This is a genomic window from Amnibacterium sp. (assembly GCF_025463795.1).
Classification (GTDB): Bacteria; Actinomycetota; Actinomycetes; order Actinomycetales; family Microbacteriaceae; genus Amnibacterium.
This window is the reverse complement of sequence record NZ_JAODBE010000005.1, coordinates 13,468-39,492: the sequence shown is the minus strand read 5'-3', so window position 1 is coordinate 39,492 and position 26,025 is coordinate 13,468. Positions and strand designations below refer to the sequence as shown.

General features: G+C 71.2%; 24 protein-coding genes, 1 tRNA gene and 1 pseudogene. 11 read left to right on the top strand and 15 right to left on the bottom strand.

All coding sequences use genetic code 11. From position 1 onward, the window contains the following. The 3 genes from JWQ92_RS00710 to leuS form a co-directional block, all read right to left on the bottom strand. Positions 1–1,396: ComEC/Rec2 family competence protein (locus tag JWQ92_RS00710; protein WP_297342538.1), on the bottom strand; the 1,396-nt coding region annotated here is incomplete at its 3' end. Beyond that, positions 1,393–1,998: a ComEA family DNA-binding protein gene (locus JWQ92_RS00705; protein ID WP_297342537.1), complete on the bottom strand. Its 606-nt coding sequence runs from the start codon at positions 1,996–1,998 to the stop codon at positions 1,393–1,395. The genes JWQ92_RS00710 and JWQ92_RS00705, both read right to left, overlap by 4 nt. Before the next feature lie 93 nt (positions 1,999–2,091). Continuing rightward, positions 2,092–4,632, bottom strand: a complete 2,541-nt coding sequence (leuS, locus tag JWQ92_RS00700; protein WP_297342536.1) for a leucine--tRNA ligase — start codon at positions 4,630–4,632, stop codon at positions 2,092–2,094. A 128-nt stretch (positions 4,633–4,760) separates the two neighbouring features. Between leuS and JWQ92_RS00695 the strand changes: the two genes are divergently transcribed. Continuing rightward, the gene (locus JWQ92_RS00695) at positions 4,761–5,453 is read left to right on the top strand and encodes a DedA family protein (RefSeq protein ID WP_297342535.1); all 693 of its coding nucleotides are present in this window, start codon (positions 4,761–4,763) and stop codon (positions 5,451–5,453) included. 13 nt (positions 5,454–5,466) lie between these two features. On the opposite strand, the gene JWQ92_RS00690 is transcribed toward JWQ92_RS00695, so the two are convergent. Genes JWQ92_RS00690 through JWQ92_RS00675 form a run of 4 tightly spaced genes read right to left on the bottom strand, consistent with a single transcriptional unit; the run spans position 5,467 to position 8,767 of the window. After that, complete coding sequence (locus tag JWQ92_RS00690; protein ID WP_297342534.1) at positions 5,467–6,369, bottom strand: ABC transporter substrate-binding protein; 903 nt, start codon at positions 6,367–6,369, stop codon at positions 5,467–5,469. Between the two features lie 45 nt (positions 6,370–6,414). Then, positions 6,415–7,167, bottom strand: coding sequence for an ABC transporter permease (locus tag JWQ92_RS00685; RefSeq protein WP_297342533.1), 753 nt, complete (start codon positions 7,165–7,167; stop codon positions 6,415–6,417). Further along, entirely contained in the window at positions 7,164–7,859 is a 696-nt protein-coding gene (locus JWQ92_RS00680; protein ID WP_297342532.1) for an ABC transporter permease, read from the bottom strand. Before JWQ92_RS00680 ends, JWQ92_RS00685 begins: the two co-directional genes overlap by 4 nt. Then, on the bottom strand, positions 7,859–8,767 hold the full coding sequence (locus JWQ92_RS00675) for an ABC transporter ATP-binding protein (protein ID WP_297342531.1): 909 nt from the start codon (positions 8,765–8,767) through the stop codon (positions 7,859–7,861). The genes JWQ92_RS00680 and JWQ92_RS00675 overlap by 1 nt, the downstream gene beginning before the upstream one ends. A 214-nt stretch (positions 8,768–8,981) precedes the next feature. On the opposite strand from JWQ92_RS00675, the gene JWQ92_RS00670 reads away from it, so the two are divergent. Continuing rightward, positions 8,982–9,971: an App1 family protein gene (locus tag JWQ92_RS00670; protein WP_297342540.1), complete on the top strand. Its 990-nt coding sequence runs from the start codon at positions 8,982–8,984 to the stop codon at positions 9,969–9,971. A gap of 159 nt (positions 9,972–10,130) precedes the next feature. On the opposite strand, the gene JWQ92_RS00665 is transcribed toward JWQ92_RS00670, so the two are convergent. Continuing rightward, entirely contained in the window at positions 10,131–11,534 is a 1,404-nt protein-coding gene (locus JWQ92_RS00665) for a glucose-6-phosphate dehydrogenase (RefSeq protein WP_297342530.1), read from the bottom strand. 224 nt (positions 11,535–11,758) lie between these two features. On the opposite strand from JWQ92_RS00665, the gene JWQ92_RS00660 reads away from it, so the two are divergent. The 6 genes from JWQ92_RS00660 (at position 11,759) to JWQ92_RS00635 (ending at position 16,939) form a co-directional block, all read left to right on the top strand. After that, a complete protein-coding gene (locus tag JWQ92_RS00660; protein WP_297342529.1) occupies positions 11,759–11,941 on the top strand; it encodes a hypothetical protein in 183 nt (60 codons plus the stop codon). 123 nt (positions 11,942–12,064) lie between these two features. After that, on the top strand, positions 12,065–12,895 hold the full coding sequence (locus JWQ92_RS00655; protein WP_297342528.1) for a UbiA family prenyltransferase: 831 nt from the start codon (positions 12,065–12,067) through the stop codon (positions 12,893–12,895). Between the two features lie 42 nt (positions 12,896–12,937). Continuing rightward, positions 12,938–14,167: an FAD-binding protein gene (locus JWQ92_RS00650; RefSeq protein ID WP_297342527.1), complete on the top strand. Its 1,230-nt coding sequence runs from the start codon at positions 12,938–12,940 to the stop codon at positions 14,165–14,167. Further along, positions 14,164–15,324: an acyl-CoA dehydrogenase family protein gene (locus JWQ92_RS00645; RefSeq protein WP_297342526.1), complete on the top strand. Its 1,161-nt coding sequence runs from the start codon at positions 14,164–14,166 to the stop codon at positions 15,322–15,324. The genes JWQ92_RS00650 and JWQ92_RS00645 overlap by 4 nt, the downstream gene beginning before the upstream one ends. 42 nt (positions 15,325–15,366) lie before the next feature. Beyond that, positions 15,367–16,809, top strand: a complete 1,443-nt coding sequence (locus tag JWQ92_RS00640) for an MFS transporter (protein WP_297342525.1) — start codon at positions 15,367–15,369, stop codon at positions 16,807–16,809. A 57-nt stretch (positions 16,810–16,866) separates the two neighbouring features. Next, a tRNA-Ala gene (locus JWQ92_RS00635) sits at positions 16,867–16,939 on the top strand. On the opposite strand, the gene JWQ92_RS00630 is transcribed toward JWQ92_RS00635, so the two are convergent. From JWQ92_RS00630 to JWQ92_RS00600, 7 genes are all read right to left on the bottom strand, one after another. Continuing rightward, the gene (locus JWQ92_RS00630) at positions 16,931–17,311 is read right to left on the bottom strand and encodes a tyrosine-type recombinase/integrase (protein WP_297342524.1); all 381 of its coding nucleotides are present in this window, start codon (positions 17,309–17,311) and stop codon (positions 16,931–16,933) included. The two genes, JWQ92_RS00635 and JWQ92_RS00630, sit on opposite strands and share 9 nt — an antisense overlap. A 226-nt stretch (positions 17,312–17,537) precedes the next feature. Beyond that, entirely contained in the window at positions 17,538–18,722 is a 1,185-nt protein-coding gene (locus JWQ92_RS00625) for an ROK family protein (RefSeq protein WP_297342523.1), read from the bottom strand. A 170-nt stretch (positions 18,723–18,892) separates the two neighbouring features. Beyond that, positions 18,893–19,963, bottom strand: coding sequence for a Gfo/Idh/MocA family oxidoreductase (locus tag JWQ92_RS00620; protein ID WP_297342522.1), 1,071 nt, complete (start codon positions 19,961–19,963; stop codon positions 18,893–18,895). 3 nt (positions 19,964–19,966) lie between these two features. Then, positions 19,967–20,785 (bottom strand): carbohydrate ABC transporter permease, encoded by an 819-nt coding sequence (locus JWQ92_RS00615; protein ID WP_297342521.1) that lies wholly within the window; start codon positions 20,783–20,785, stop codon positions 19,967–19,969. 46 nt (positions 20,786–20,831) lie between these two features. After that, complete coding sequence (locus tag JWQ92_RS00610; RefSeq protein ID WP_297342520.1) at positions 20,832–21,785, bottom strand: carbohydrate ABC transporter permease; 954 nt, start codon at positions 21,783–21,785, stop codon at positions 20,832–20,834. Between the two features lie 101 nt (positions 21,786–21,886). Continuing rightward, positions 21,887–23,197 carry an ABC transporter substrate-binding protein gene (locus JWQ92_RS00605; protein WP_297342519.1) on the bottom strand — a complete coding sequence of 437 codons (1,311 nt, stop codon included), beginning with the start codon at positions 23,195–23,197 and terminating at the stop codon, positions 21,887–21,889. Next, on the bottom strand, positions 23,194–24,006 hold the full coding sequence (locus JWQ92_RS00600) for a phytanoyl-CoA dioxygenase family protein (protein ID WP_297342518.1): 813 nt from the start codon (positions 24,004–24,006) through the stop codon (positions 23,194–23,196). Before JWQ92_RS00600 ends, JWQ92_RS00605 begins: the two co-directional genes overlap by 4 nt. A gap of 82 nt (positions 24,007–24,088) precedes the next feature. Here JWQ92_RS00600 and JWQ92_RS00595 point away from each other — a divergent pair, with 82 nt between their 5' ends. The 3 genes and pseudogenes from JWQ92_RS00595 to JWQ92_RS00585 all read left to right on the top strand — a co-directional run. Continuing rightward, positions 24,089–24,502 carry a helix-turn-helix transcriptional regulator gene (locus JWQ92_RS00595; RefSeq protein WP_297342517.1) on the top strand — a complete coding sequence of 138 codons (414 nt, stop codon included), beginning with the start codon at positions 24,089–24,091 and terminating at the stop codon, positions 24,500–24,502. Between the two features lie 122 nt (positions 24,503–24,624). Further along, positions 24,625–25,446 (top strand): DarT ssDNA thymidine ADP-ribosyltransferase family protein, encoded by an 822-nt coding sequence (locus JWQ92_RS00590; protein ID WP_297342516.1) that lies wholly within the window; start codon positions 24,625–24,627, stop codon positions 25,444–25,446. Positions 25,447–25,482: 36 nt separating this feature from the next. Beyond that, a pseudogene (locus JWQ92_RS00585) lies at positions 25,483–25,941 on the top strand (ribonuclease H); the annotation flags it as partial. Positions 25,942–26,025 lie beyond the last annotated feature (84 nt).

The window sequence follows — 26,025 nt, the reverse complement described above, 5'->3', positions numbered from 1 at the left end:
CGCCCGCGACGCCGACGGGCCAGGGCACGGCGGGCATTGCGGCGGCGACCCGGGCGACGGCGGCGATCCAAGCGGCCGGCAGCCAGGCGAGCAGGGCGAGGCCGCCGCCGAGCGGCGGGATCAGGGGCAGCAGAAGGCATGCGAGCAGCCCCAGCACGGTGACGACGGGTGCCGCCGGCTCGGCGGCGAGGTTCGCCAGAACGCCCGCGAGCGGCACGGTCGGCTGCAGCAGCACGAGCACCGGCTCGCAGGCGAGCTGTGCGGCGATCGGCACCGCGAGGGCCAACGCGAGTCGCCGGGGCAGCACACGGCCGAGCCGGTCCGCGATGGGCCGGGTGAGCAGCAGGAGGCCGCCGGTCGCCAGGGCGCTGAGCAGGAAGCCCGGATTCCGGGCGAGCCATGGATCGCCGAGCAGCAGCACGAGCACCGCGACCGCCAGCGCCGGCGTACCGGCGGCTCGCCGGCCGGTCACGAGGCAGGTGAGCGCGACGGCCGCCATCACCGCGGCACGCAGCACGCTCGGTTGCGGAGTCACCAGCACGACGAAGCCGAGGAGGGCGCCCGCTGCCGCGAGGCCGCGGGCCCAGCGCGGGAGCCGGGCGAGGGTCGCGAGGCCGAGGACGGCGACGGTGACGACCGCGCAGTTCGCGCCGGACACCGCGGTGAGATGGCTGAGCGAGGCGTCCTTCATCGCCTGGTCGAGGGTCTGGCTCACTCGGCTGGTGTCGCCGATGGCGAGACCGGGGAGGAGGGCGCCGCCGTCTCCCGGGAGCCTCCCGGCCCGGCGCACGAGGCCGGCGCGGAGCGCCTGCGCTGCGCGCTGCACCGGATCGGCCCTGCCGACGACGCGGACGCTGCCCCGGGTACCCGCCGTGAAGGCCACATCGTCGTCCGGCGGCGCCCGCCGGACCACGAGGACCACCGCGATGGACGTGCCGGGCGCCTGCGCCGCGAGGGGCAGCCGGTCCGCGAAGACGACGAGCGGCGCGGACGCCGGGCGGGCCGTCCCGCCGACGGTCGCCGCCGTCAGCACCGCACGCACGAGGAGCCGCCGAGTGAGCGCGCCGGCATGGTCGTTGGACGCGATCGGCGTGACCGACTCGATCCGCAGCACCGCGGAGACGGGTGAGCCGGTCGGCAGCCACCCCGGATCTCGCGCCGGCTGGTGCACGCCGACGGCGAGAGCGACCGCGCCCGCGGCCGCGGCGGTCGCGAGCACCAGCCGACGGATGGGCCGACCGAGACGGCGCATCGAGACCGGGACGACGATCGCCGTGCCGCCCGCGACCAGCGCCACCACCGGCCAGAGGCCCGGCGCCATCGTGAGCGCCGCTGCGAGTGCCTCCGCGAGCAGCGCCGGGACGAGCAGACCGGTGCGAGCGAGGGCCGCCTTCACGGGGTGACGAGGCCCTGCAGGCCCGCCAGCGTCTTCGGCCCGACGCCACCGACCTTCAGCAGGTCGTTCACGGAGCGGAACGGCCCGTTCGCGGTGCGCCACGCGATGATCCGCGCGGCCATGGCCGGCCCGATCCGCGGCAGGGTCTCGAGCTGCTCGGCGCTCGCCGCGCTGAGGCTGACCGGACCCCCGGCCGCCGTCGCTGCGGGCGCCGCGGCAGGCGCCGAGCCCCGCGTCGGAACCATGAGCTGCTGCCCGTCGACCACCCGGGCGGCGAGGTTCACGCCGCTCTCGTCCGCCTGAGCGGTCGGTCCGCCTGCCGCCGCGATCGCGTCGATGGCCCGGGAGCCGTCCGGCACGGACACGAGTCCTGGTCGGCGGACGGCGCCCGTGACCTGCACGAGCAGCGCGGAGGGCGTGGGTGCGGGCGACGATCGGGCCGGCACGACGGCGACCCGCACCGTGCCGCCGCTCGCCGACGTGGCCGAGAGGGCCACGGCGATCACGAGCGCGACGATCGCGACGGCGATCCCGCCGCCGATCAGCAGCCGGCGTCGGGCCGACCGCGCCCTGGCGAGCAGGTCGGCGATGAGGGGTTCCACGCGGGCACGCTAGGGAAGCGGCGCGGCGCACCCGGGGACACCGCCCGTCAGCCCCCCGGGATGCCGGTGGGACGGCCTGGGGAGGACCGGACGCTACTCGGTGGCGATGCTCACGACCTTCGGCGCCCGCACGACGACGCGACCGATCCGCTTCTCCCCCAGGGCGCGACGGACGACGTCGTTGCCTCTGGCGAGGCGCTCGAGGTCCTCGGCGGTGATGGTGGGCGGCACGTCGAGCCGTGCCCGCACCTTGCCGTCGACCTGCACGATCGCCGTCACCGACTCCTCGACGAGCAGGGTCGGGTCGGCCTTCCGCCAGCCGTAGAGGGCGACGGGCGGCGGGTAGCCGAGCCGCTCCCACATCTCCTCGGCCGTGAACGGCGCGACGAGGCTCAGGATCAGCGCGATCGTCTCGGTCGCCTCCCGCACCGCGGCGTCCGCGGCCCCCGGGCCGGAGTCGATCGCCTTCCTCGTCGCGTTGGTGAGCTCCATCACCCGCGCGATGAGCACGTTGAACTTGAACGCCTCCACCAGGCCGGGCGCGTCGGCGAGCAGCCGGTGCGTGGGGCGGCGCAGCGAGTCGTCGCCGGTCGCCCAGACGACGTCGGGCCGGCTCGTCACGTCCTCGGCGAGCCGCAGGGCGCGGGCGAGGAACTTCATGGAACCCGCCGGGTGGACGTCCTCCCAGTTGATCGCGTCCTCGGGCGGGCCGGCGAAGGCCATCGCTACCCGGATGGCGTCGACGCCCCACGTGTCGATCGCCGTGCCGAGGTCGACCCCGCCGCGGCTCTTCGACATCTTCTGGCCGCCCGACAGCACCATGCCCTGGTTGAGCAGCGCGCTGAACGGCTCGGTGAAGTGCACGAGGCCCATGTCGAAGAGCACCTTGGTGATGAAGCGTGCGTAGAGCAGGTGCAGGATCGCGTGCTCGACGCCGCCGACGTACTGGTCGACGGGCGCCCACTTCTCGGCCTCTGCCGGGTCGAAGGGCCGGGCGTCGTCGTGCGGCGACAGGAAGCGCAGGAAGTACCAGGAGCTGTCGACGAAGGTGTCCATCGTGTCCGCGTCCCGACGCGCCGGGCTGCCGTCGATCGGGCTCGGCACGTTGACCCACGCCTCGGCCGCGCCGAGGGGCGAGGTGCCCTTGGGCTTGAGGTCGAGCCCCTCGGTGTCCGGCAGCAGCACCGGTAGCCGGTCCTCGGGCACGGGGATCTCCGTGCCGTCGGCCGCATGGATGATCGGGATCGGCGTGCCCCAGAACCGCTGCCGCGAGATCAGCCAGTCGCGCAGGCGGTAGTTCTTCGCGGCGCGACCGGTACCCGCGGCCTCGAGGTCCTTGATGATGCGCTGGATCGCGTTCGTCTTCGACAGACCGTTCAGGGAGCCGGACGCGGTGAGCCGGCCCTCGCCGGGCAGCGCCACGCCGGTCGCCTTCGGGTCGAGGGAGCCGAGGTCGGGCACCGGCTCGCCGGGCCGGATCGTCGGGATGACGCCGGTCGCCGGCTGCGTCGTGTCGACGACGACCCGCACGGGCAGGTCGAACGCCCGCGCGAAGTCGAGGTCGCGCTGGTCGTGCGCCGGCACCGCCATGATGGCGCCGGTGCCGTAGTCGGCGAGCACGTAGTCGGCCGCCCAGATCGGCAGCCGCTCGCCGTTCACGGGGTTGATCGCGTACCGCCCGAGGAACACGCCGGTCTTCACCCGGTCGGCGCTCAGCCGTTCGACCTCGGTCGTGGAGCGGACGCGCGCGAGGTACGCCGCGAACGGCTCGGCGATCTCGGCCGGTGCGCCCTCGACGAGTTCCGCCGCGAGGTCGGCGTCCGGCGCGACGACCATGAACGTCGCGCCGTGCAGCGTGTCCGGACGGGTGGTGAACACCGTGATGGGCTCGTCGCGGCCCTCGACCGGGAAGTCGACCTCGGCACCGTTCGAGCGGCCGATCCAGTTGCGCTGCATCGCCAGCACCTTGGCCGGCCAGGTGCCCTCGAGCTGCTTCAGGTCGTCGAGCAGCCGGTCGGCGTACGCCGTGATGCGGAAGTACCACTGCGTGAGCTTCTTCTTCTCGACGACCGCGCCGGACCGGTCCGACGTGCCGTCGGGCAGCACCTGCTCGTTCGCCAGCACCGTCTGGTCCACCGGATCCCAGTTGACCCAGCTGTCCTTCCGGTACGCGAGGCCGCGGCGGTACAGCTGCAGGAACAGCCACTGGTTCCACCGGTAGTACTCGGGGTCGGACGTGTGCAGCACCCGGCCCCAGTCGAAGCTGACCCCGAACCGGTGGAACGTCTCGCGCTGCTGCGCGATGTTGTCGTACGTCCACTGACGCGGATCCGCTCCGCGTTTGATGGCGGCGTTCTCGGCCGGAAGACCGAACGAGTCCCAGCCGATCGGATGCAGGACGTTGAAGCCGCGCTGACGCCAGTACCGGGCGAGGAAGTCGCCGAGCATGTACTGCTCGGAGTGCCCGACGTGCAGGTCGCCCGACGGGTACGGGAACATGTCGAGGATGTACTTGCGTGGCCGCTTGTCCTCGGGCTGGGAGGAGCGGAAGAGCTGCAGCTCGTCCCATCGGGGCAGCCACTTCTCCTGCAGCTGCTGGGCGGTGGGCAGCCCGTCGGGCTCGGCGTCGGCCATGGTGCGGTCCTTGCGGGAATCGGCGGCGGAACAGCCTTCAACCCTAGAGGTATCTGCGCCTACGCTGACCTCGGGCACGGACGCCGGTGATCCCGGCGGACGGATCAGCGGACGCGAAGGAGCACCTGGTGGACGCATGGCTCACCGCGATGCTCGCGAGCCTCGAGGCGATCGGGGCGTGGCGCTATCTTGTCGCGTTCGGCGGCATGTTCTGCGAGACGTCGCTGTTCGTCGGCCTCGTCGTTCCGGGCGACAGCATCGTGCTCGTCACCGCGACCGCCAACAAGGGCTTCCTCGAGTGGTTCCTCCTCCTGCTCACGGTGATCGCCGGCTCGCTCCTCGGCGAGAGCGTCGGCTACGCCATCGGCGCGTGGTTCGGCGACCGGCTGCGGGGCAGCCGGCTCGGGCAGCGCATCGGCGAGCACCAGTGGCTGCGGGCCGAGCGCTGGCTGAACCGCAGGGGCGGCGTGGCGATCTTCGTCAGCCGGTTCCTGCCGGTGCTGCACGCGCTCGTGCCCGTGACCGTCGGTGCGAGCGACGTGCCGTACCGCCGGTTCCTCGCCTGGACGGCGCCCGCCTGCGCGCTCTGGGCCCTGATCTACGTCTCGGTCGGGACGGCGGCCGGGTCGAGCTACCGTGCGCTGTCGGGCACGCTGCACTTCGCGAGCTGGATCCTCCTCGGCGCCTTCGTGGTCTTCCTGGTCGCCGTCGCCCTCGGCAAGCGCCTCCTGCATCGCTACGAACGGCGTGAGACACGCCTCGACGAGCCGATGGAGACGACGAACGGGGCGGGCGCCGATGCGCGCCCGCCCCGTTCCTAGCAGGGACGCGAGATCAGCCGAGGCCCTTGCTGGTGATCCAGGTCGTGGCCTCCGCGGCCGGGTCGATCTTCTTCGTGAACACCTGATCGTCGATCTTCACGAGCTCCGCCTGCGTGAGGGCGGCGGAGACCTTGTCGACCAGAGCCGTGAGCGCGGAGCTCACCTTGCTGGAGGTGAGGACGGGCACGATGTTCTGCGGACCGAACTGACCCTTGTCGTCCTTGAGCGTCACGAGGTTGTTCTGCGCGATCAGCGGCGAGGTCGTGTAGATGTCCGCGACCTGCACCGTGTTGCTCGTCAGCGCCTTGACCGTCGCCGGTCCGCCGCCGTCCTGGATCGCCTTGAACTTGATGTTCTTCAGCCCGTAGATCGACTTCAGTGCCTTGAGCCCGTCGGGCCGGGTCGAGAACTCCTGGTTCGCCGCGAGCGTGACGCTTCCGGCCTTGGCGAGGTCGCCGTAGGAGGCCAGCCCGTACTTCGACGCGAACGACTTCGTGACCTGGAGGGCGTCGGCGTCGGTCGCCTCGGCGGGCGTCAGGGCGGTCAGGCTCTTCGACTTCAGCTCCCCGTCCAGCACGGTCTTGCCGGTGGCGGCATCGGGCAGCGCCTTGGTGTTGCCGAGGAAGTTGGCGAGCGAGCCGAGGTACTCGGGCGTGAAGTTCACCTCCCCCTTCTCCAGTGCAGGGATGAGGACGGCTCGCTGGCCGACGTTCATCTTGTAGGTGACCGTGTAGCCGTTCTTCGCGAGCACCTGCCCGTAGATCTGGGCGAGCGCCTGCGTCTCCGGGTAGGGGGTAGACCCGATGATCAGGGTCTTGTCACCGGCCTTGCCGGTCGAGGCCGGTGCGCTCGAGCTTCCGGCGAGCGAGCTCGAATTGGAGCAGGCCGTCAGGGTGAGCGCCGTGGTTACGGCCACGGCCGCGAGGCCGAGGGCGCTTCTGCGATTCAGGGACATTGGGGATCAATTTCCTCTCGAGATGGGTGTCCCGGCCGGGCTCGTGATGAATCGGCCGCGTGCTGCGTTGGTGGTTCGGCGCGCGCCACGGGACACCCCACGTGGCGCGGAAGATCGTTGAAGGAGGGCGAACAGCCCGTCGATGGCGAGCGCCAGCACCGTGACGAGGAGCGAGCCGCCGATCATCGGGATGTACTGGTTGCTGTCCGGGCCGAGCAGGATCGAGTTGCCGATCGTGGTGAAGCCGTAGAACGAGGCGAGCGTGGCCGTCGCGACCGTCTGCAGCACGGCCGCACGCAACCCGCCGACGATGAGCGGAGCGCCGAGCGGGATCTCGACCCGCAGCAGCACCTGCCACTCGGTCATGCCCATCGCCCGGGCGGCGTCGACCACCTGCCCGTCCACCGCCTCGATGCCGGCGTACGTCCCTGCCAGCAGGGGCGGGATCCCCAGCAGCGCCAGCGGGATGACGGGAGCCAGCCACTGCGGGTCGAGCGTGAGCGCGATGACCACGACCGAGAACAGGCCGAGCGTCGGCAGCGCCCGAGCGGCGTTGCTCGCGACGATGGCGACCAGACGGCCCCTGCCGGTGTGGCCGATCAGGACGCCCAGCGGGACGGCGACCACCACGGCGACGACGATGCTCGCCAGCGTGATCCCGAGCTGACCGAGCAGCTGGGAGAGCAGCCCCGGGGTCGCGGAGTCGGCCCAGTTCGCCGGGTCGAGCAGCCACGCGACGCCCTGCAGCAGGAGGATCATGCGACCTGCTCCGAGACGGACGCAGCGGCCGGCGCCGAACGCCGAACGCGCCCGCGCCCGGTGCGTCGGCTCCAGGGCAGGAGCAGCCGCCCGACCAGGGAGAGGACCACGTCGAAGACCGCCGCCAGCGCGAGCACCAGCACGATTCCCGTGATGATCTCCACCGCGAAGTCCCGCTGGAAGCCGTCCGTGAAGAGGTTGCCGAGGCTGTCGATGCCGGCGAGCGATCCGATCGTGGCGAGGCTCACGGTGCTGACGGAGACCACCCGGACGCCGGCCAGCAGCACGGGCCCGGCGAGCGGCAGCTCCACGCGGAGGAAGCGCTGCGCCGGCGAGAAGCCCTGCGCGACGGCGGACTCACGGACGCTGGCGGAGACCGAGGCGAACGCGTCCGCGGCGCTGCGCACCATGATCGCGATCGCGTAGACGGTGAGCGCGACGAGGACGTTCTTCGCGTCGAGGAGCGCGAAGCCGAGGACGACCGGCACCAGCAGGATGAACGCCAGTGACGGGATCGTGTAGAGCACGTTGCCGAGCGTGAGCAGCACGGCTCGGGCTGCGGCCGAGCGGCTGGCCCAGTAGCCGAGAGGTACGGAGATCACGAACCCGAGGACGATCGGTGGTACCGAGAGTCCGACGTGGGTCAGGACCAGGGACCAGAGGTCGCCGGCGTGACTCCATACCCAGTCCATCAGGCGTCTCCGGCCTGGTCCGTCTTGTTCGAGACGCTGCGGGACTTCGGTGAGCTGCCTGCGGTGGCGAGCTCGAGGCGACCACCGGGCGCCGTGATGACGCCGGCCGCGTAGCCGGCGGCGTCGACGAGCAGCACCTCGTCGCCGCTCGCGCCGGCCTCGGCCGTCAAGCGCCGCTTGCCGCGCTTGGCCCCGATGAAGTCGGCCACGAAGTCGTTCGCCGGGTTGGCGAGGATCTCCTTCGGGCTGCCGACCTGGGCGACGCGGCCGCCGCGTTGGAGGATCACGACCTGGTTGCCGAGCAGGAAGGCCTCGTCGATGTCGTGGGTGACGAAGACGACGGTCTTGCCGAGCGAGCCCTGGAGGCGCAGCAGCTCCTGCTGGAGCTCGTCGCGCACGATCGGGTCGACGGCGCCGAAGGGCTCGTCCATGAGCAGGATGTTCGGGTCGACGGCGAGGCCGCGCGCGACGCCGACCCGCTGCTGCTGGCCGCCGGACAGCTGGGCCGGGTAGCGCTTCGCGAGGCCGCGGTCGAGCCCGACGCGGTCGAGCAGGGCCAGCGCGTCCTCTCTGGCCTTGCGCTTCGGCACGCCGGTGAGCATCGGCACGGTCGCCACGTTGTCCGCGACCGTGCGGTGCGGCAGCAGGCCCGAGTTCTGCATCACGTAGCCGATGCGGCGGCGCAACCCCACCGGTGGGATGCCGGAGATGTCCTCGCCGTCGATCAGGATCGATCCGCTGCTCGGGTCGACCATGCGATTGATCATCCGCAGCAGCGTCGTCTTGCCGCAGCCCGACGAGCCGACGAGAACCGTGGTCTCGTGCGAGGGGATGGAGAGGGAGAAGTCCTCGACTGCCGTGGTGCCGTCCGGGAAGGTCTTGGAGACGTGGCGGAACTCGATCGCCATGCGCCGGGCTCCGTCCTGCTCGCTGCACGCGCCCCCGATGGCGCGTTGGTGGAGTCTATGCACGGCATCGGACGGCGTCGCGTCCCCCGGGAAGGGCCGCCGTAACGATCCGACACGGGCGGTCTGACAGACTCGGCCCATGGCCGCGCCCGGACGACCGCGCTTCCGGCGCCGCCGACCGCCGCCGGCGGTGGAGCAGGCCGTCGGCCGTGCGATGCGCATCGACGACGCCGTCCGCGAGTTCCGCGAGCAGCGCGCGCGCCGCCGGGGCCTGCTGCCGACCGTCATCCCCTACACCGGCTACGGCGCCCCTGGGTGGGTCCGCGTGCTGGGACGGGTGCTGATCGTCGGTAAGCCGGGGATCACCCGGGCCGAGTCCGTCCGCGGCTGGCACAGCTTCACGAGCATCGCCGTGGACCGGCAGCCGGTGAAGGTGACGATCGGTGACGTGGTCCATCACGTGCTCGCCGACCGCGGCGGCGTGATCGATGTGCGGCTGGAGGCCCACCTCGAGCCCGGTTGGCATCGGGTCCGGCTCGAGCCGGAGGGCGAGGACGAGAACGCACCGGCCGTCGAAGCGCCGGTGTTCGTGCTCGATCCGTCCGCGCCCTTCGGCATCGTCTCCGACATCGACGACACGGTGATGATCACCGCGCTTCCCCGCCCGCTGCTCGCGGCATGGAACACCCTCGTGCTCGACGAGCACGCCAGGGCCGCGACGCCGGGCATGGCGGTGCTCTACGACCGCCTGCACCGGAAGCACCCCGAGGCTCCCGTCCTCTACCTCTCCACCGGCGCCTGGAACGTCGCGCCGACCCTGACCCGGTTCCTCAGCCGCAACCTCTACCCGCCCGGGCCCCTGCTGCTGACCGACTGGGGCCCGACCCCGGATCGGATCTTCCGCTCGGGGCGCCAGCACAAGATCGACGAGCTGGAGCGACTCGCCGTCGAGTTCCCCGACGTGCGCTGGCTGCTCATCGGCGACGACGGGCAGCACGACGAGGACACCTACGGCGGGTTCGCCGAGGACCATCCGGAGAACGTCGCAGCGATCTGCATCCGCCGGCTCTCCCCCGGTGAGGCCGTGCTCGCAGGAGGCCGCTCGCGCGAGGGCGGCCCACGGACGCCGCCCGGCGTGCACTGGATCTACGCCCCCGACGGCAAGGGCCTCGCCGAGGAGCTCGCGAAAGCCGGCTTCCTGTAGTTCGTGTCGCGCCGCCGTCCCCGGCCGGAAGGGCCGGTGGGCCCACCTGCGGCGCGAGTCGTGGGCGGTCCGGCTCGGCCCTCCCCGGCCCGGAAGGGGCCGTGGGCCCGGCGAGGGCCGAGCCTCCCGTCTCGAGATCGGCTCGCGTCGCCGAGTCGTTCAGTGCCGCTGCCAGCCCTCGGGGCCCGCGCTGCCGGCCGCGTACTCGTCGAGCGGCACCTCGTCCTTCGCCCAGGCGTCGAGGATCGGCTGCACGATCCGCCAGCACTGCTCCGCGACGTCGCCGCGCACCGACAGCGTCGGGTCGTTCCCGAGCACGCCGCGGATCACCTCGCCGTACTCGGTGACGGCGCTCCTCGGGAGCTCGCCGTCCACGTTCTCGGGCTCGAGACCGAAGGGCATCGAGCCGCCGCCGGCCGTGAGCCGGAGCCCGAGCCGCGGGGGCTTGAACCCGATGACGATCTGCTCCTGCTCCCCCTCGCCCGACTGCCCGCCGGGACGGTGCCGGACGGGCCGCACCGTGAGCCTGATCTCGTCCCGGGGGGAGCCGATCGCCTTGCCGGAGCGGAGCACGAACGGCACGCCGGCCCAGCGGGCCGTGCGCACCTCGAGGGCGATCTCGGCGAGGGTCTCCGTGTTCCTGCTCGCGTCCACGCCTTCCTCGTCCACGTAGGACGGCAGGTGCCGGTCGCCCACGTCACCCTCCGTGTAGCGGGCACGCCGGGACGGGGCGTCCGTGTTCGGGAAGACCGGCCCGTGCTCCCACACTCGGGTGGCGCGGAGCGCGGCGGCGGTCGCGTCGCGGAGGTCGACCGGATCGACGGTGGCCGGCGCCTCCGTCGCCACGACCGAGAGCACCTGCAGCAGGTGCGACTGCAGCATGTCCTTCAGCGCGCCCGCGGTGTCGTAGTAGCCGGCGCGGCCCTCGAGCCCGAGCTGCTCGTCGTAGACGATCTCGACCCGCTCCACGTCGTCGGCGTTCCAGACGGGATCGAAGAGCCGGTTGTCGAACCGGAGTGCGAGCATGCCGAGGGTGGCCCGGTGCCCGAGGAAGTGGTCCACCCGGTGGATCCGCTCCTCCGGGACCACGGCGCGCAGCACCTCGTTCAGGCGCGCGGCGCTCTCGGCGTCGCTGCCGAAGGGCTTCTCCACGGCGAGCACCGTCCGCTCGGGGAGGTCGACGTCCTTCAGGACGTCGGCGACCTTCGAGATCACCGCGGGCGGGAGGGCGAAGTAGACGACGAGCTCGTCGCCGTCGGCCGCGTCGAGGAGGGCCTTCCAGTCGTCCGGCTCCGTCGGGTCGGCCTTGACGTACGCCGCCTTCCCGATGATCGACTCAGCGAGGTCCCCGGAGGCGTCGACGCCCTCGAACGCGGTGCGCACCACTCCGCGCCAGTCGTCGGCCGCCGTCTCCGATCGAGCGGATCCGAGCAGGGTGAGGCCCTTGAGGAGGTCGAGGTCCGGCTGCTCGCCGCCGGCGATCAGGCTGCCGACGCCGGGCAGGAGCAGCCGCTTCGTGAGGTCGCCGGTGGCGCCGAGGATGAGCAGGGTCGCGTTGGTCACAGCCCGGAGCCTAGGAACCCGGGCTGGACGGGTGGTGCGGTTCGGCTCGGATCCTGCCCTCGGGGTACGCGGCCGACGGACGTTCGGGGGACGAATCGGGGCAGTTCTCGGGTAGACCGACCTGTCTGTGTCGCCAGGAGTGGGGTCTGGAGTCCCCCTCTCCCCCGGCGTAGCGTCCTTGCTGTCCGAACGAACCGGCCGGACCGAACGAAGCACGAGGGACCATGTCGATCATCGTTTCCGCCGCTCCCCGCGGCGCAGGCGCACCGACCCGCGGTCAGCGGATCGGCAGCCTGGCGATGACCGGCGCACTGCTTCTCCTCTGCACGTCCGGCCTGGCCGTCACGTCCATCCAGGCGCACCCCCATGCGCCGAGCTCTGCAGCGGCCGCCCCCATCGACCGCTGAGCCCCACCTCGGGATCCCCGCGGCCCGCAGCACCCACTGCCGGCCGCCCCGAGACCGGCGAACGCCGGATGATCGATTCCTCCCGATCATCCGGCGCCGCCGCTCCCCCGCCACAATGAGGACGTGACCTCACGCGGCGGATCCGCCGTCGCGCTCGCGCGCAGCGCCCACCTCGGCCCGACGCTGGTCGTGACCGTGATCACGCTCGCGCTCGGCGTCGCCTCCGGCGCGGACGCCTGGCGCATCCTGCTCCTCACGGTCGGGATGCTGCTCGGCCAGCTGTCGGTCGGGTGGTCGAACGACTGGCTCGACGCGGGCCGCGACCGGGCGGCGCACCGCACGGACAAGCCCGCCGCCGATGGGCGCATCGCCCCTGCCCGCCTCCGGACGGCCGCGCTGGCCGCCCTCGTGCCGGCACTCCTGCTGCCGCTGCCCGCCTCGCTGCCGGCGGCGCTGGTGCACCTCCTGTTCGTCGCGTCCGCGTGGATGTACAACCTCGGGCTGAAGCGCACCCCCGCATCGGTCCTGCCCTACGTGGTGAGCTTCGGCAGCCTGCCGGCGCTCGCGACGCTGCTCCGCGTGCCGCCGGCATGGCCACCGCTGTGGGCGACCGCCACCGGTGTCGCGCTCGGCGTGGCCGCCCACTTCGCGAACGTGGTGCCCGACGTGGCGGCCGACCGGGCCGAGGGCTCGCGCGGGCTGCCGCAGCTGCTCGGCGCCCGGACCGCTGGCGCGATCGCGGCGGTCGTCATGCTGGGGGCGGCGGTGCTGGTCGGGCTCGGGGCGCATCCTGGTCCCATCGGGATCGCCCTGCTCGCCGTCACGGCCGGTGCGGCGATCGGGGCCCTGGTCGCGGCGCTGCGCCCGCGCCCAGGGCGAGCGGCTTTCCGGGCCGTCATGTCGGCGGCGCTGCTGCTCGCGGCCGCCATGATCCTCGGGGGCACCGGACTCTGACCCGCGACCGCGGACCGCATCGACGCTTGCTAGGTTGCGCCTGTGGCGGCGGAACGCAACTGGGCACGGAACCTGACCTACTCGGCGCCCATCGCGCATCCGGCGTCGCTCGAGGAGGCGTGCGAGCTCGTCGGCCGCTCGGCGCGGGTGCACGCTCTGGGCACCCGCCATTCCTTCAGCGACTGCGCCGACGGCGACGGCGTGCTCGTCGCGCTCGACCGCCTGCCGATGGACCTCGAGATCGACGAGCAGGCCGCGACCGCGACCGTCGGGGCGGCCGTGCGGATGGGCGACCTCGGTCAGGCACTCGACGCGCGGGGGTGGGCGCTCGCGAACCTCGCCTCGCTCCCCCACATCTCGGTCGGCGGTGCGGTCGCCACCGGGACGCACGGATCCGGCGACCGCCTCGGCACGATGTCGAGCGCGGTCCGCGCGCTGCAGATCATCGGTCCGGACGGGGCCCTGCGTGAGGTCACCGGGGACGAGGTGGCCGGGTCCGTCGTCGCGATGGGCGCGCTCGGCATCGTCACCCGTCTCACGCTCGCGATCGAACCCACCTACGAGATCCGGCAGGACGCGTACCTCGACCTGCCGTGGTCGGCGGCGCTGGACCGGTTCGACGAGATCACGGCGGTCGGCTACAGCGTCAGCCTGTTCACCCGCTGGCGCGGTCCCGTCGAGCGGGTGCTCGTGAAGTCCCGCGACACCGAGCCGCCGGACGACCTCTTCGGTGCGCGGCCCGCCGGCGGCCGCATCGGTGTCGCGGAGATCGGCGTCGACACGAAGAACACGGAGGCGGGCGGCGTCCCGGGTCCCTGGTGGGACCGGCTGCCGCACTTCCGCATGGCGGCCACCCCGAGCGTCGGTGAGGAGCTGCAGAGTGAGTACCTCGTGCCCCGCGCCACCGCGAAGCAGGCGCTGGCGACCGTCCACGAGATGGCGGACGACCTCGACGCCGCGCTGCACATCAGCGAGATCCGCACGATGGCGGCGGACGACCTCTGGCTCTCCGGCGCCTACGGCACCGACGCGGTGTCGATCCAGTTCACCTGGCGGGACCTGCCCGACCTCGTGCTGCCGCTGCTCCCCCGCGTCGAGGAGCGGCTGCTCCCGCTCGGCGCCCGGCCGCACTGGGCCAAGCTCTTCGCCGCCTCCGGGGTGCGGCTGCGGGACCACTACCCGCGGTGGAACGACTTCGAGCGCCTCAGGGACCTCCGCGATCCCGACCGCACGTTCGGCAACGCCTTCCTCGAGGGGGTCTTCGGCGCATGAGGCGTCTTCTCGACGACGGCCTGCTCGCCCGCATCCACGAGCGCGCGGCCGCGCACGACCGCGACAACACGTTCCCCGACGACGACTTCGCCGAGCTGCGGACGGCCGGCTACCTGGCCGCACTCGCGCCGGAGCGCCTCGGCGGTGCCGGGCTCTCGCTCGAAGAGCTGACCGCCGAGCAGACCCGCCTCGCGCAGGCCGCGCCCGCGACCGCGCTGGCCGTCAACATGCACCTCGTGTGGACCGCGGTCGCGAAGACCCTGCTCGACCGCGGCGACGACGCCCTCGAGTTCGTGCTCCGCGAGGCGGCGGCCGGCGAGGTGTTCGCGTTCGGCGTGAGCGAGGCGGGCAACGACCTCGTGCTGTTCGGCTCGACCGTCGCCGCCGCGCCACGTGCCGACGGGGGTTACGCGTACACGGGCACGAAGACGTTCACCTCGCTGTCGCCGGTGTGGACGCGCCTCGGCACCTTCGGCCTCGACTCGACGAGCGAGGACGCACCGCGGATCGTCTGGGGCTTCCTCGACCGCTCGGCCGACGGCATCGAGATCCGCGAGGACTGGGACACGCTCGGCCAGCGGGCGACGCAGAGCAACACCACCGTGCTGACCGGCGCCGTCGTGCCCGCCGACCGGATCGTGCGGCGGCTGCCACCCGGGCCGAATCCGGATCCGCTCGTCTTCGGCGTCTTCGTGAACTTCGAGATCCTGCTCGCCTCCGTCTACGCGGGCATCGCCCATCGGGCCGTCGCGCTCGCCGCAGAGGCGGCGGCCCGGCGCACGTCCCTGAAGCTCGGCGGCGCGTCCCGTTCGGACGACCCGGATGTGCGGCGCCGGATCGCGTCGGCCGCCTTGATCGACGACGGGCTCGATCCGCAGATCCGCTCGCTCGCGCGCGACGTCGACGAGCGGGCCGACCACGGCCCGTGGTGGTTCGCGAAGGCGTCGGGCCTCAAGGTGCGGGTCACGGATCAGGCGAAAGGCGTCGTCGACCAGGCGATCCTCGTCGGCGGCGGGAGCGGCTACGCGGCGTCGAGCGAGCTCTCACGTCTCTACCGGGACGTGCTCGCGGGCGCGTTCAACCCGTCGAGCGCCGACTCGGCACTGACCACGATCGCGACGGCCGTGCTCGGACCGGTGAGCAGCCCCGATTCCTGAGCCTCCACCGAACGCCGATGGAGGCCGACCTAGCATCGACCGATGCCTGAAGACGACCTGCCGCCCCGCTACCGGCACCGGGTCCTGATCCTCGTCATCTGCTGCCTCAGCCTCTTCATCGTCACGCTCGACGCGACGGTGACGAACGTGGCCCTGCCCTCGATCGGCAGGGAGCTGCACGCCGGTGTCGCGAGCCTGCAGTGGACGCTCGACGCCTACACGCTGACGATCGCGAGCTTCCTCGTGCTGTCCGGGTCGAGCGGCGATCGCTTCGGGCGGCGGCGGGTGTTCCAGATCGGGCTGCTGATCTTCGGTGTCGGGTCGATCCTCTGCAGCCTGGCGGTGTCCGACGGGATGCTGATCGCCTCCCGGGTGCTGCAGGCGGTCGGTGGATCGATGCTCAACCCGGTCTCGTTGTCGATCGTCACGAACACGTTCACGGACAAGCGGGCGCGGGCCCGTGCACTCGGTGTCTGGGGCGCGATCAGCGGCGTCTCGCTCGGCTTCGGCCCGGTCGTCGGCGGCCTGCTCGTCGACACGATCGGGTGGCGGTCGATCTTCTGGGTGAATGCGCCGATCGTCGTCGCGGCCATCGTGCTCACTGCCCTGTTCGTGCCGGAGTCGAAGTCGGACCGGGTGCGCCGCTTCGATCCCGTCGGGCAGCTGCTCGTGATCGTGGGGCTCGCCACGATCGTGTTCGCGATCATCGAGGGGCCGCAGTTCGGCTGGGGCTCCCCGCTCACGATCGGCGCGGTCGTGGTGGGGGCTGCGGCGCTCGTCGGCTTCGTGCCGTACGAGCTGCACCGGGACGACCCGCTCATCGATCCGCGGTTCTTCGCGAGCATCCCGTTCGCGTCGGCGATCGTCGCCGCGGTCGCGGCGTTCGGGTCGTGGGGCGCGTTCCTGTTCACGAACACCCTCGCGCTGCAGGACGCGCGCGGCTTCTCGCCCGTGACGACGGGTCTGCTGTTCATGCCGGCGGGGATCCTGATCCTGCTCACGTCGCCGCTGTCGGGGCGCCTGGTCGGCACGCGGGGCACGCGGCTGCCGATGACGCTGTCGGGCCTGATCGTCATCGTGGCCGCCGTGCTGCTGACGTTCACGACGGCGACGTCGCCGATCCTGCTGATCCTCGTCATCTTCGCGCTCTTCGGGGCCGGGTTCGGCCTCGTGAACGCCCCGATCACGAACACCGCCGTGTCGGGCATGCCGAACGCGCAGGGCGGCGCGGCCGCGGCGATCACCTCGACGGGCCGGCAGATCGGCACGGCGCTCGGCATCGCCCTCGCGGGCTCGATCACCGGCGCGTCGAGCGGGGGGAAGGTCGGCAGGTCACTCGTGACGGACGCGCATCCGCTCTGGTGGACCATCGCGGTGGCCGGCGTCGCCATCGTCGTGCTCGCGTCGGTGAGCAACACCGATTGGGCCGGCCGGTCGAGCAAGCGGGTCGCGCCGCTGCTCGCGGAGCCCGCGCCGAGCCGCTGAATCCGACCCGGCGACGGCCGTCGGTGTACACTCGACAGGCCGCTTCACGCGGTGTCCGGGTCTGTGGCGCAGTTGGTAGCGCACCTGCATGGCATGCAGGGGGTCAGGGGTTCGAGTCCCCTCAGATCCACAAGACGAACGGCCTGATCAGGAACTTCTCTCGCCAGAGGAACCCGATCAGGCCGTTCGTCGTTTCCGGGGCCTGTGCACCCCGCGTGCACCATCTGCCGAACTCTTTGCGGTCTTTCTTGCTCACGAGCCGCGCAATCATCGCCTTCTTCTCGTCGCTCGACAGGTCTGACAGGTTGCGCTGGTACTCCATCGCCGCCTTCACCGACGAGTGCCCGCCACAGGCCATCACCAGCGGCATCGGCGCACCCGCCGCCGTGTACGCCGTCAAATACATTGCGCGGAGCCCGTGGAAGGTCGGACGCTCGTCCACACCGGCTGCAGCACGTGCCCGGCGCCAGGCGAGTTCGAGAGCGCCCTTCGGCCATAGCACCCCGCTGCTCCCGCAGGCTGGCCTCGGCCTCGGTGACTTCGGCGGGCGCGTAGGCGACGATTCCGGGACGGACCCGCTGGAGGGCTGCATCGTCCATCGGGCGCCCGCTCTCGTCCCGCACGCGCGGCACAAGGGGGAGCAGGTCCCTCCGAAAAGAACAGGGCGGTGACCGTCGCCACATCGGCAGGGCTGAGATAGGTCCAGAAGACTGGTCAGGCGAACTCGCCTAGGCGCCACCGGACGCGGCGATCAGGGGCGGGACCTGCATCGGAAGCGCCTCGAGCGCACCGACCGCTGCGCCCACGGCGGCGGCCACGTTCCCTGGACCGAGTTGCGACATGCGAACCGCGAAACCAGGGCGGGCGCCGACCTCCATGAACCGGCCGGCGACGTCCCGGGCAGCGGTCAAGCAGAGCTCCTCGATGCCGAGGAAGCCGTCGCCGGAGAACACGATCAGATTGAGATCCAGGAGGGTGGCCATCGTCGCGCTCGCAGACGCCACATAGCGAGCGATGTCCGAGACGAGTTCCGCCGCGTACGGGTGACCGGACCGAGCCGCCGAATACACTCGAGCGACATCGGACATCGTCACCGGACCCGACGCAGCGACGCCGATGGCATCGTCGGCCGCATCTTCGTCGTGAGCTCGAACAGCCTCGATGATGGACCGCGGAGCGCTGTACAGCTCCAGGCACCCCCGGCTCCCACAGAAGCATTCAGGCCCGTCCACATCGATGGACAGGTGTGCGATCGCCCCGGCATACGAGTTGCTGCCGAGAAGGAGCTGGCCGTCCGTGAAGATGCCCGACCCGAGGCCGGACTCGCCCAGGTAGACGCAGGCGAAGTTGCCGGAGGTGCGCGCGTCGAGGCTCAGGCTGAATTCACCGGCAGCAACGGCGTTCGCGTCGTTCTGGATCAGGACCGGTAGATCGAGACCCCGAGTCACGAGGTGACCCACCTCGTCGTCCAGCCACTGGTCGGCATAGGGCCCTGCCGACGCCCGGCCGGTCGCCGAACGGCCATGCGGCCCCTGGCCGGCGATACCGACCCCGATCACCCGATCCCGAGGGACCTCCGTCCGCTCGAGGAGGTCATCGACGCCGCGAGCGATCTCGGCGGCCAATGTCTCGTCGCCCTGAGGAGACGCTCGGGTGGGGAGGGTATCGACGACGTCCCCGGCGAGGTTCACCAGAACGAAGGACATGCTCTCCAGGTCGACCGAGACCCCCACGGCGTAGGCCGAGTCGCCTTTGATCCGCAGCAACGTCCTGGGCTTTCCCCCGGTGTTGCCGGAACTTCCCGCCTCCTCGATGAAGCCGTCGGAAAGCAAGCTCCGCACGATGTTCGTCATCGCCGCGACGGTGAACCCCATTCGCTCGGAGAGCTCCACCCGGCTGAGCACCTTGTGCACTCGGATCAGCCGAAGAGCCAGAGCCGTGCTTCCCGATGCACGACGAGCAGCTGTGTTCACACCCGGATACCTCTGTAGCGGGCCGAAGGTCGGCCGGTGACCAGCCTATCGTTCAGCTCCGAGCCCGCCCCGAGCCTTCCCGCACGTGGAGATCGCCGTTCTCGACCAGCTCACGCCGGCGCGCTTCCATCGCCGGGTACGGCCGTGATCCGCGAGGGATCGGTGACCCGCACGGCCTTCCCGCTCGCCGCGGAGGCGTACGCCGCGGAGACGAGGGCCACCATCCGGAGCGAGTCCGCCCGGTTGCGCGCCTGGTCGGGACCTCCGGCGTCCGTGCCCAGGAAGACCTCGAGAGGGCGCGGCCAGGGTTCGGACGGCTGCTGCACCGCCCACGTCGTCTCGTCCCCGCGCCGCACACGAACGGTCAGGTCCTCAGGGGAGATGTACGCCGAGCCTTCCGTGCCGTGGACCTCGGCCCACCGCACATCGTCCGGGGCGGTCACGAGGCTCGTCTCCAGGACGCTGCGCGAACCGTTCCCGTATTCGAGGATGACGACCGAGTCGTCCTCGACCGCCGACCCCGTGAGATGCGACACGCGAGAGGAGACGCTGACGGGGAACGCTCCGTTCATCAGCTGGCTCAAGTAGAGGCCGTGCACGCCGAGGTCGATCACCGCGCCTCCACCGGCCTCCTGGCCGGAGAGGAATCCCGCCGGAAGCCAGCCAGCCGCCGCGCCCGCGTGCTGGAAGCGGAATCGCGACGACATGATCCTTCCAAGACGACCCGATCGCACCACCCCGTCGAGAGTCCTCACCCACGGCTCCGCGAGACGTTGGAAGGACACGAAGAGCACCCGGTCCAGCTGCGAGGCCAGCGCCTCCAGGGCGAGGGCGTCCTCCAGCCGGATGGCGAGCACCTTCTCCGAGAAGACGTCCTTCCCCGCTCTCAGGGCCCTGGCGATGACGTCGGGATGGTCCGCCGTCGCGGTCGTCACGACCACCGCATCCACCGACGGGTCCTCGAGCAGCCCGTCCAGATCGTCCACCCAGCGCAATCCGCGGGGCTCGGCGAACGCCCGAGCGGCCGCGGGACGGCGGTCCCAGACGCCACGGATCCGGACGTCGGTGCGTTCGAGCAGCTCCGCCACGTAGTCAGCGGCGTGCACGTGCCACACGCCCGCGATGCCGACCACGCGGGCGTCGCGGGCGCATGCCTCTCCCGCTTCCGGATCCTCGTGCACCGCTTATCCCTTCACGGAGCCCGTGCTGAGTCCGTCGACGACCCAGCGACGCAGCGCGAGAACCAGCAGAAGGATCGGGAGGAGGGCGACCAGCGACGCCGCGAAGATGGTCCCGTACGGCAGCTGGAATGTGCCCCCGAACAGCGCGATGCCGACCGGGGCGGTCTGGTACGCCGCATTCGAGTTGAAGCTCAAGGCCATCAGGAACTCCTGCCAGCACGCCACGAAGGTCAGCACCGCCGCCACGAAGATCCCCGGAAGCGCTTGCGGCACGATGATCTGGAGGATCGTCCGCGGCAGCGACGCCCCATCCACCTCCGCGGCCTCCTCCATCTGCGGCGAGACCGCCAGCAGCGAGTTCCTCATCGTCCAGATCGCGAGTGGGAGGTTGAAGGCCACGTAGGGCAGCACGAGGGCTTGATAGCTGTTGAGCCAACCGAGCGTGCGCAGTGCCACATAGAGCGGCGGGATGGTCACGATCACCGGAAAGACCGAGATGACGAGGAGACCGGTCAGCACACCGCCGCGTCCTCGCATCGAGGTCCGGGAGAGCCCGTATGCCGCCGGCAGACCGAGGCACACCACGATCACGGTGCTCATCGCGCCGACGATCACGCTGTTGCCGAGGAAGACGCCGAAGTTGTTCGTCGCGAAGGCCGCCGCGAAGTTCGAGGTCGTCGCGGGGATCGGCAGCAGCTCTGGGGGGAACGCACCCAGGGCGCTGACGGGCTTGAACGCGCCGACGGCGAGCCAGAGCACGGGGAGCAGGAACACGACGCCCACCGCCACCCCGGCGATATCGGCGACCGTACCGGCGCGCACCCGCCTCCGCCGGCCTGCCACGGGGCGAGTGACCCCACCACGCTGATCAGCCACCGGGTTCCTCCACTTTGAACGCCCGCAGGAACACGACGGCGAACACGATCACGACGGCCGCGGTGATGCACGAGATCGCGGCGCCATACCCGATGTTCAGGTCCTGGAACAGCGCGTTGTAGGCCAGCATCGCCATCGACTGCGTCGCGTTGCCGGGACCGCCGTTGGTGAGCACGAAGGGCAGGTCGAAGATCCCGAACGCCTGGAGCACGCGGAACACCACCGCCGTGATCAGCGACTGACGGATGAGGGGGATCGTGATCCTTCCCAGAATCGTCCACCCACCGGCACCATCGAGCCGGGCCGCCGCGTAGAGCTCCTTGTCGACCGTGCGGAGGCCGCCGAAGAGGATCAACGAGACGAACGGGATCGTCTTCCAGGAGTCGGCCACCAGCAGCGCCACGAACGCGCCGACGGGGTTGCTCAGGATCGTGACCGGAGCCGGTACGACATGCAGAACGACGAGAAGGTAGTCGGCCAGCCCGTAGACACCGTTGAAGATGTAGGACCAGAGCTGCCCGGATACGACGGTGATCATGGCCCACGGCACGAGGAGCAGTGCGAGGACCACTCCGGTGCCTCTCGTCATCCGATCGATGATGATCGCCACACCGAGGCCCAGGACGACCTGGACCGTGACGCTCACGACGGTGTAGACGGCGGTGAAGGTCAGTGCGGACCACAGCGCCTGGCTCCCGAGCGCGGCGGCGTAGTTCCGAAGTCCTACGAGCGAGTAGTCGAAGCCGTCGGCGCCGGCCGTCACCGCGCACAGGCTCAGGTACACCGAGAACGCGATGGGGGCGAGGGTGACGAGAGCGACGACGAGGAGCGCGGGCGCGGTGAGCAGATATCCCCGCCGGCGCGAGATCCGCGCTCTCCTCGATGCTCGAGGAGGGAAGAGGGCGGGCGGGCCGACGATCGACGCCCTGGCCGATGTTGAGGTCATTGGTCTCCGTTGTCCAGTGCCGAGTTCATAGAGCGTGCGAGCGGTCCGGTCACGCCCCCGGCGATGAGCCGAAGACGCGACCGGACCGAGCCGATGCGCGCTTACCGAGAGGAGCTCAGTGCGGTCGTGATCTGACTGTCCGCGGACGACAGTGCACCGCTCACACTCGCGTTACCGCTCAGCGCCGCGTTCACGTTCTGGAAGAGCGCGCGCGAGACCTGCGAGTAGGCGGGGGTGCCGACCGGGCGACCCACGATCTTGAGCTTGGCCAGCACCTGCCCGACGGGACCCACGTCCTTCTGGGCCTGAGGTGTCTGCGCCTGGACGTTGGCGGGCAGGACCTTCCCCACCGAAGCGAACATGCCCTGCGCCTCCGTCCCGGTGAGCCAGGTCAGGAAGGTGACGTCCTGCTTCAGATACTTCGAGTGCGGGTTGATGAACATCCCGCCGCCGCCGTTCGTCGAAGCCCCTGGCGTCGGCTGTCCCGCGAAGGACGGAAGTGGAGCCATACCGACCTTGCCGACCACCTTGGACTGCTTCGGGTCCTGGGTGATCGCCCAGGCGTACGACCAGTTCCGCATGAAGAGGGCGTTGCCGGCCGTGAAGTCGTTCAGCGACTGGGGCTCCTGGAAGGTCGGTGTCGCCTTCGGGCTGACCCCGCTGGCGATCGTCTCCTTGAGGAAGGCGAGCGCCTTCTGCCCTGCCGCCGAATCCAGCGTCCCCTTCGTGTAGTCGCTCGAGACGATGCCGCCGCCGGCGTCGGCGACCAGCTCACTGAAGTCGCACGTCAGCCCTTCGTATCCCGCGCCCTGCCAGGTGTAGCCGTCCTTGACCGCGCCGGTGGCCTGGACCTTCTTGGCGTCGGCGACCAGTTCCTCCCAGGTGCTCGGCACGGGGAGGCCGGCTTTCGTGAGGAGATCCTTCCGGTAGTACAGGAAGGCGGCCTCGGTCCAGGAGGGAACGCTGTACGACGACCCCTTGTACTGCGCCAGCGTGATCGCTCCGGGCGAGAAGCGGTCCCAGAAGCTCTTCGGGAAGAGCTTCGTCAGGTTGACGGCGAGGCCCGCCTTGGCGAACTGGGCCGGCCAGGTGATGTCGCCCTCGTAGACGTCCGGCGTCGCCGAGCCACTCCCGAGCTGCGTCGACAGCGTTCCGCGGACGGTGTCCACGTTCGTCGGTCCGACGGTCAGGGTGACTTCGATGTTCGGATGCGACTTGTTGAAGGCAGCGACGAGGTCCGGCCAGATGGAGGTGCTGTTCAGCGGCTGGACGTACCAGTTGATCGTCACCTTGCTGCTGCTGCTGCCGCCGCTCCCGTTCGAGGCTGCCGGGCTGCATCCGGTTGCGAGGAGCCCGACTGCCGCCGCCGTCGCGATGGCCAGTGCCGCCCGACGAGTCCGCACTCCGCTCATCGGAGCACCGCCTTCCGGAAGACCTGCTTGACCTCGGACGGCAGGATCTCGAACTGATCTCCGGCGATCTCGACCACTCCGTGGTTGTACCAAGGCCGGTTGTAGACCATGGCCATCATGGGTCGCGGGTCCTGCGAGCGGTTCGGGGTCCCGCGGTGCCACATCCGGATGTCACGGATGACGACGGAGCCGGCGGGCGTGATCACCTGCTGGGGCGTCATCTCCTCCTCGGTGAACCGCCCGAGGGCCGACTCCCGCAGCTCCTGGATCCGGGTGAAGTCGGGGATCGGGACGACGCGCGGGTCACCCACGAGGTGGGTTCCGTAGGGCCAGATCTCGGTCGGCCCGTTGTCCGGCCGGAAGTCGACCAGCGGGATGTTCACGACGTAGCAGAACGGCGGGAGGCTGATGTCGTCCTCGGGGAAGAGCGGCGCGACGTCCGAGTGCGCCTGCTGGTACTGGGACCCGGACAGCGCGGTGTCCGAGGCGAAGAACGAGCAGATGATGTCCTCGCCGAGGATCGACCGGATCACCTGGAGGATGATCGGGTTCGCCACCAGGGTGGTGCTCGCGAAGGGGGACTCGAAGGGAAGGGGCATGCCGTACCGGCTCGCTCCGCGGTTCGGGTCCGTCTTCTCGACGTAGGCGTTGAGCAGCTCGTTGAAGCGCGCCTTCAGCGCCGTGAGTTGTGCCTCGTCGAAGACGTCCTCGATGATCACGTAGCCCTTGATCTTCAGGTTCAGCTGGGCTGCGAGGAGACTCTCGGGCGTCAGCTCCCCGGTCTCCCACTCGGCGGTCGTGACCTTCATCCAGTACCTCCTTGTCTAGGTGCCGAGAGCTCCGTCGGCCCGGCTGCGGCCTTTGTACACGTGCTTTACTTAGCATGTCAAGGTGTGTGACGATGCCGGTGTGATGGAGGACGACCCCATGTGCGGCGAGACCGTCGACGCACGCCGCCTTGCGCTCACGGTCGAGGTCTTCGAGACCTTGGCGCACCCCGACCGGGTCCGGTTGGTCATCGCTCTGGGCCGGGACGAGCTGTCCCTCAACCACCTGGCGGACATCACCGAGCAGTCGCCCGCGGCCGTGCAGCAGCACCTCGCCTCGCTCGAGCGCATCGGCGTCGTCAGCTCGCGCCGGTACCACGACCGGCCCTTCTACCACCTCAGCGAGCCGGCGGTCGGCGGACTCATCCGGCGGCACGTCCGAGGAGCGAGCGAGAAGGCCGGCGACATGCAGTGCACCGGATCACGGCGGCAGGGCCAGCCGCGTCCCGGTGCATCGACGCACGACCGCTCCGCCTAGCCGCGATCACGCAGGCGACGCCCCGGCCGCCTCGCGGGCCCGCGCGCGAGGACAGTGGGGATGTCGGCGGAGCCCGGTACGCCGGGACGTCCGGAAGGGCGTACCGTTTGAAGGCGGGGTCCGTGGGGCGCGCGCGGACGGAGGGACTCGACACGGTGGCGGAGTGCATCCACGGGTTCGACGAGGGACTGTGCGACATCTGCTTCCCGCGCGTCGTCCCTGAGCCGCCGCCGACGGTGACCGCCACCGCGACGGCCACGACGAAGGCGCGCCCGACGCGTGCGTCGGGTCCTCGCATCCGCAGGGCCGCCGGCGCGAGCGCGCGGAGCACGTCCACGGGACCGGCCTTCTCGAAGCGGCGCCTCTACCACTGGACCCACGCCAGGAACCTCGAGTCGATCCTCCTCGACGGGGCGCTGCGCTCCATCGCGGGCGGCGCGGATCCGGACGTCGACACCGCGGCCCCGCTCGTCCGGCAGCTGCGCGCGGCGGCGGACGTCGGTACGGGCAAGCGGGTGGACGCCTTCGTGCCGTTCGCCCTCACCCCGGACGCGGACCGCTGGATCGAGCTGCGGGACGGCGCGACCGGCGCCGCCTGGTCGACCGCCGCCCGCCTCAGCTCCCCCACCGAGTACGTGATGCTCGTCCTGCCGGCCTCGACGGCCGGCGACGACGCCGTCGTCGCCCACGGCGACGCCTCCGCGCCTGCCACCGTGTTCTCGGTCGACGATCCGGTGCGCGCGGTCGCGCGCATCTCCCGCGAGGAGCAGGACCTCGCCGCCGCCGAGGTGCTGCTGCCCGATCCCGTCCCGATCGACACGATCACGCTGATCGGCGTGCCGAACGAACCGATGCGCAACCGCGTGCGCCGCATGTTCGACGCGGTCGAGGGCGCCGCGCCCAGGATCGTCGTGCACCCGCCGTGGTTCACGCCCTCCGAGTGACCGTCGCCCGTCCGCCGCGCTTCCTACGATGATCCGGTGACGATCACCGCTGCCGCCGACGGATCCGCGCTGGGCAACCCGGGACCAGCAGGCTGGGCCTGGTACATCGACGACGACCACTGGGCGGCCGGCGGGTGGAAGCACGGCACGAACAACATGGGCGAGCTGAAGGCCGTGCTCGAGCTGTTCCGGGCGACGAACGGGGTCGACGACGACCTGCTCGTGCTCTGCGACAGCCAGTACGTCATCAACTCGGTGACCTCGTGGATGCCGGGATGGAAGCGTCGCGGATGGCGCAAGGCCGACGGCAAGCCGGTGCTCAACGTCGAGCTGCTCCAGGAGCTCGACGAGGCGATCGCCGGGCGCCGCTACCGGTTCGAGTGGGTCAAGGGGCACGTCGGGCACGAGTTGAACGAGGCCGCCGACGAGCGGGCCAGAGCCGTCGCGACCGCGTTCCAGCGGGGCGCCGGCCCGATCCCGACGGGGCCCGGGTTCGGCCCGGTGAACGGCGCCCCCGCCACCGTGCGCGCACCCGCGCCCGAGGTCCCCGCGACGGCCCCGTCCCCGTCACTCTTCGAT

Excerpts from the sequence above, each read along its gene's own strand:
- JWQ92_RS00605 (WP_297342519.1), bottom strand. The coding sequence starts at position 23,197 with ATGAGCGGAGTGCGGACTCGTCGGGCGGCACTGGCCATCGCGACGGCG.
- JWQ92_RS00640 (WP_297342525.1), top strand. The coding sequence starts at position 15,367 with ATGCCTGAAGACGACCTGCCGCCCCGCTACCGGCACCGGGTCCTGATC.
- JWQ92_RS00610 (WP_297342520.1), bottom strand. The coding sequence starts at position 21,785 with ATGACCTCAACATCGGCCAGGGCGTCGATCGTCGGCCCGCCCGCCCTC.
- leuS (WP_297342536.1), bottom strand. The coding sequence starts at position 4,632 with ATGGCCGACGCCGAGCCCGACGGGCTGCCCACCGCCCAGCAGCTGCAG.
- JWQ92_RS00670 (WP_297342540.1), top strand. The coding sequence starts at position 8,982 with ATGCGCATCGACGACGCCGTCCGCGAGTTCCGCGAGCAGCGCGCGCGC.
- JWQ92_RS00645 (WP_297342526.1), top strand. The coding sequence starts at position 14,164 with ATGAGGCGTCTTCTCGACGACGGCCTGCTCGCCCGCATCCACGAGCGC.
- JWQ92_RS00600 (WP_297342518.1), bottom strand. The coding sequence starts at position 24,006 with ATGAAGGTCACGACCGCCGAGTGGGAGACCGGGGAGCTGACGCCCGAG.
- JWQ92_RS00680 (WP_297342532.1), bottom strand. The coding sequence starts at position 7,859 with ATGGACTGGGTATGGAGTCACGCCGGCGACCTCTGGTCCCTGGTCCTG.
- JWQ92_RS00685 (WP_297342533.1), bottom strand. The coding sequence starts at position 7,167 with ATGATCCTCCTGCTGCAGGGCGTCGCGTGGCTGCTCGACCCGGCGAAC.
- JWQ92_RS00660 (WP_297342529.1), top strand. The coding sequence starts at position 11,759 with ATGTCGATCATCGTTTCCGCCGCTCCCCGCGGCGCAGGCGCACCGACC.
- JWQ92_RS00675 (WP_297342531.1), bottom strand. The coding sequence starts at position 8,767 with ATGGCGATCGAGTTCCGCCACGTCTCCAAGACCTTCCCGGACGGCACC.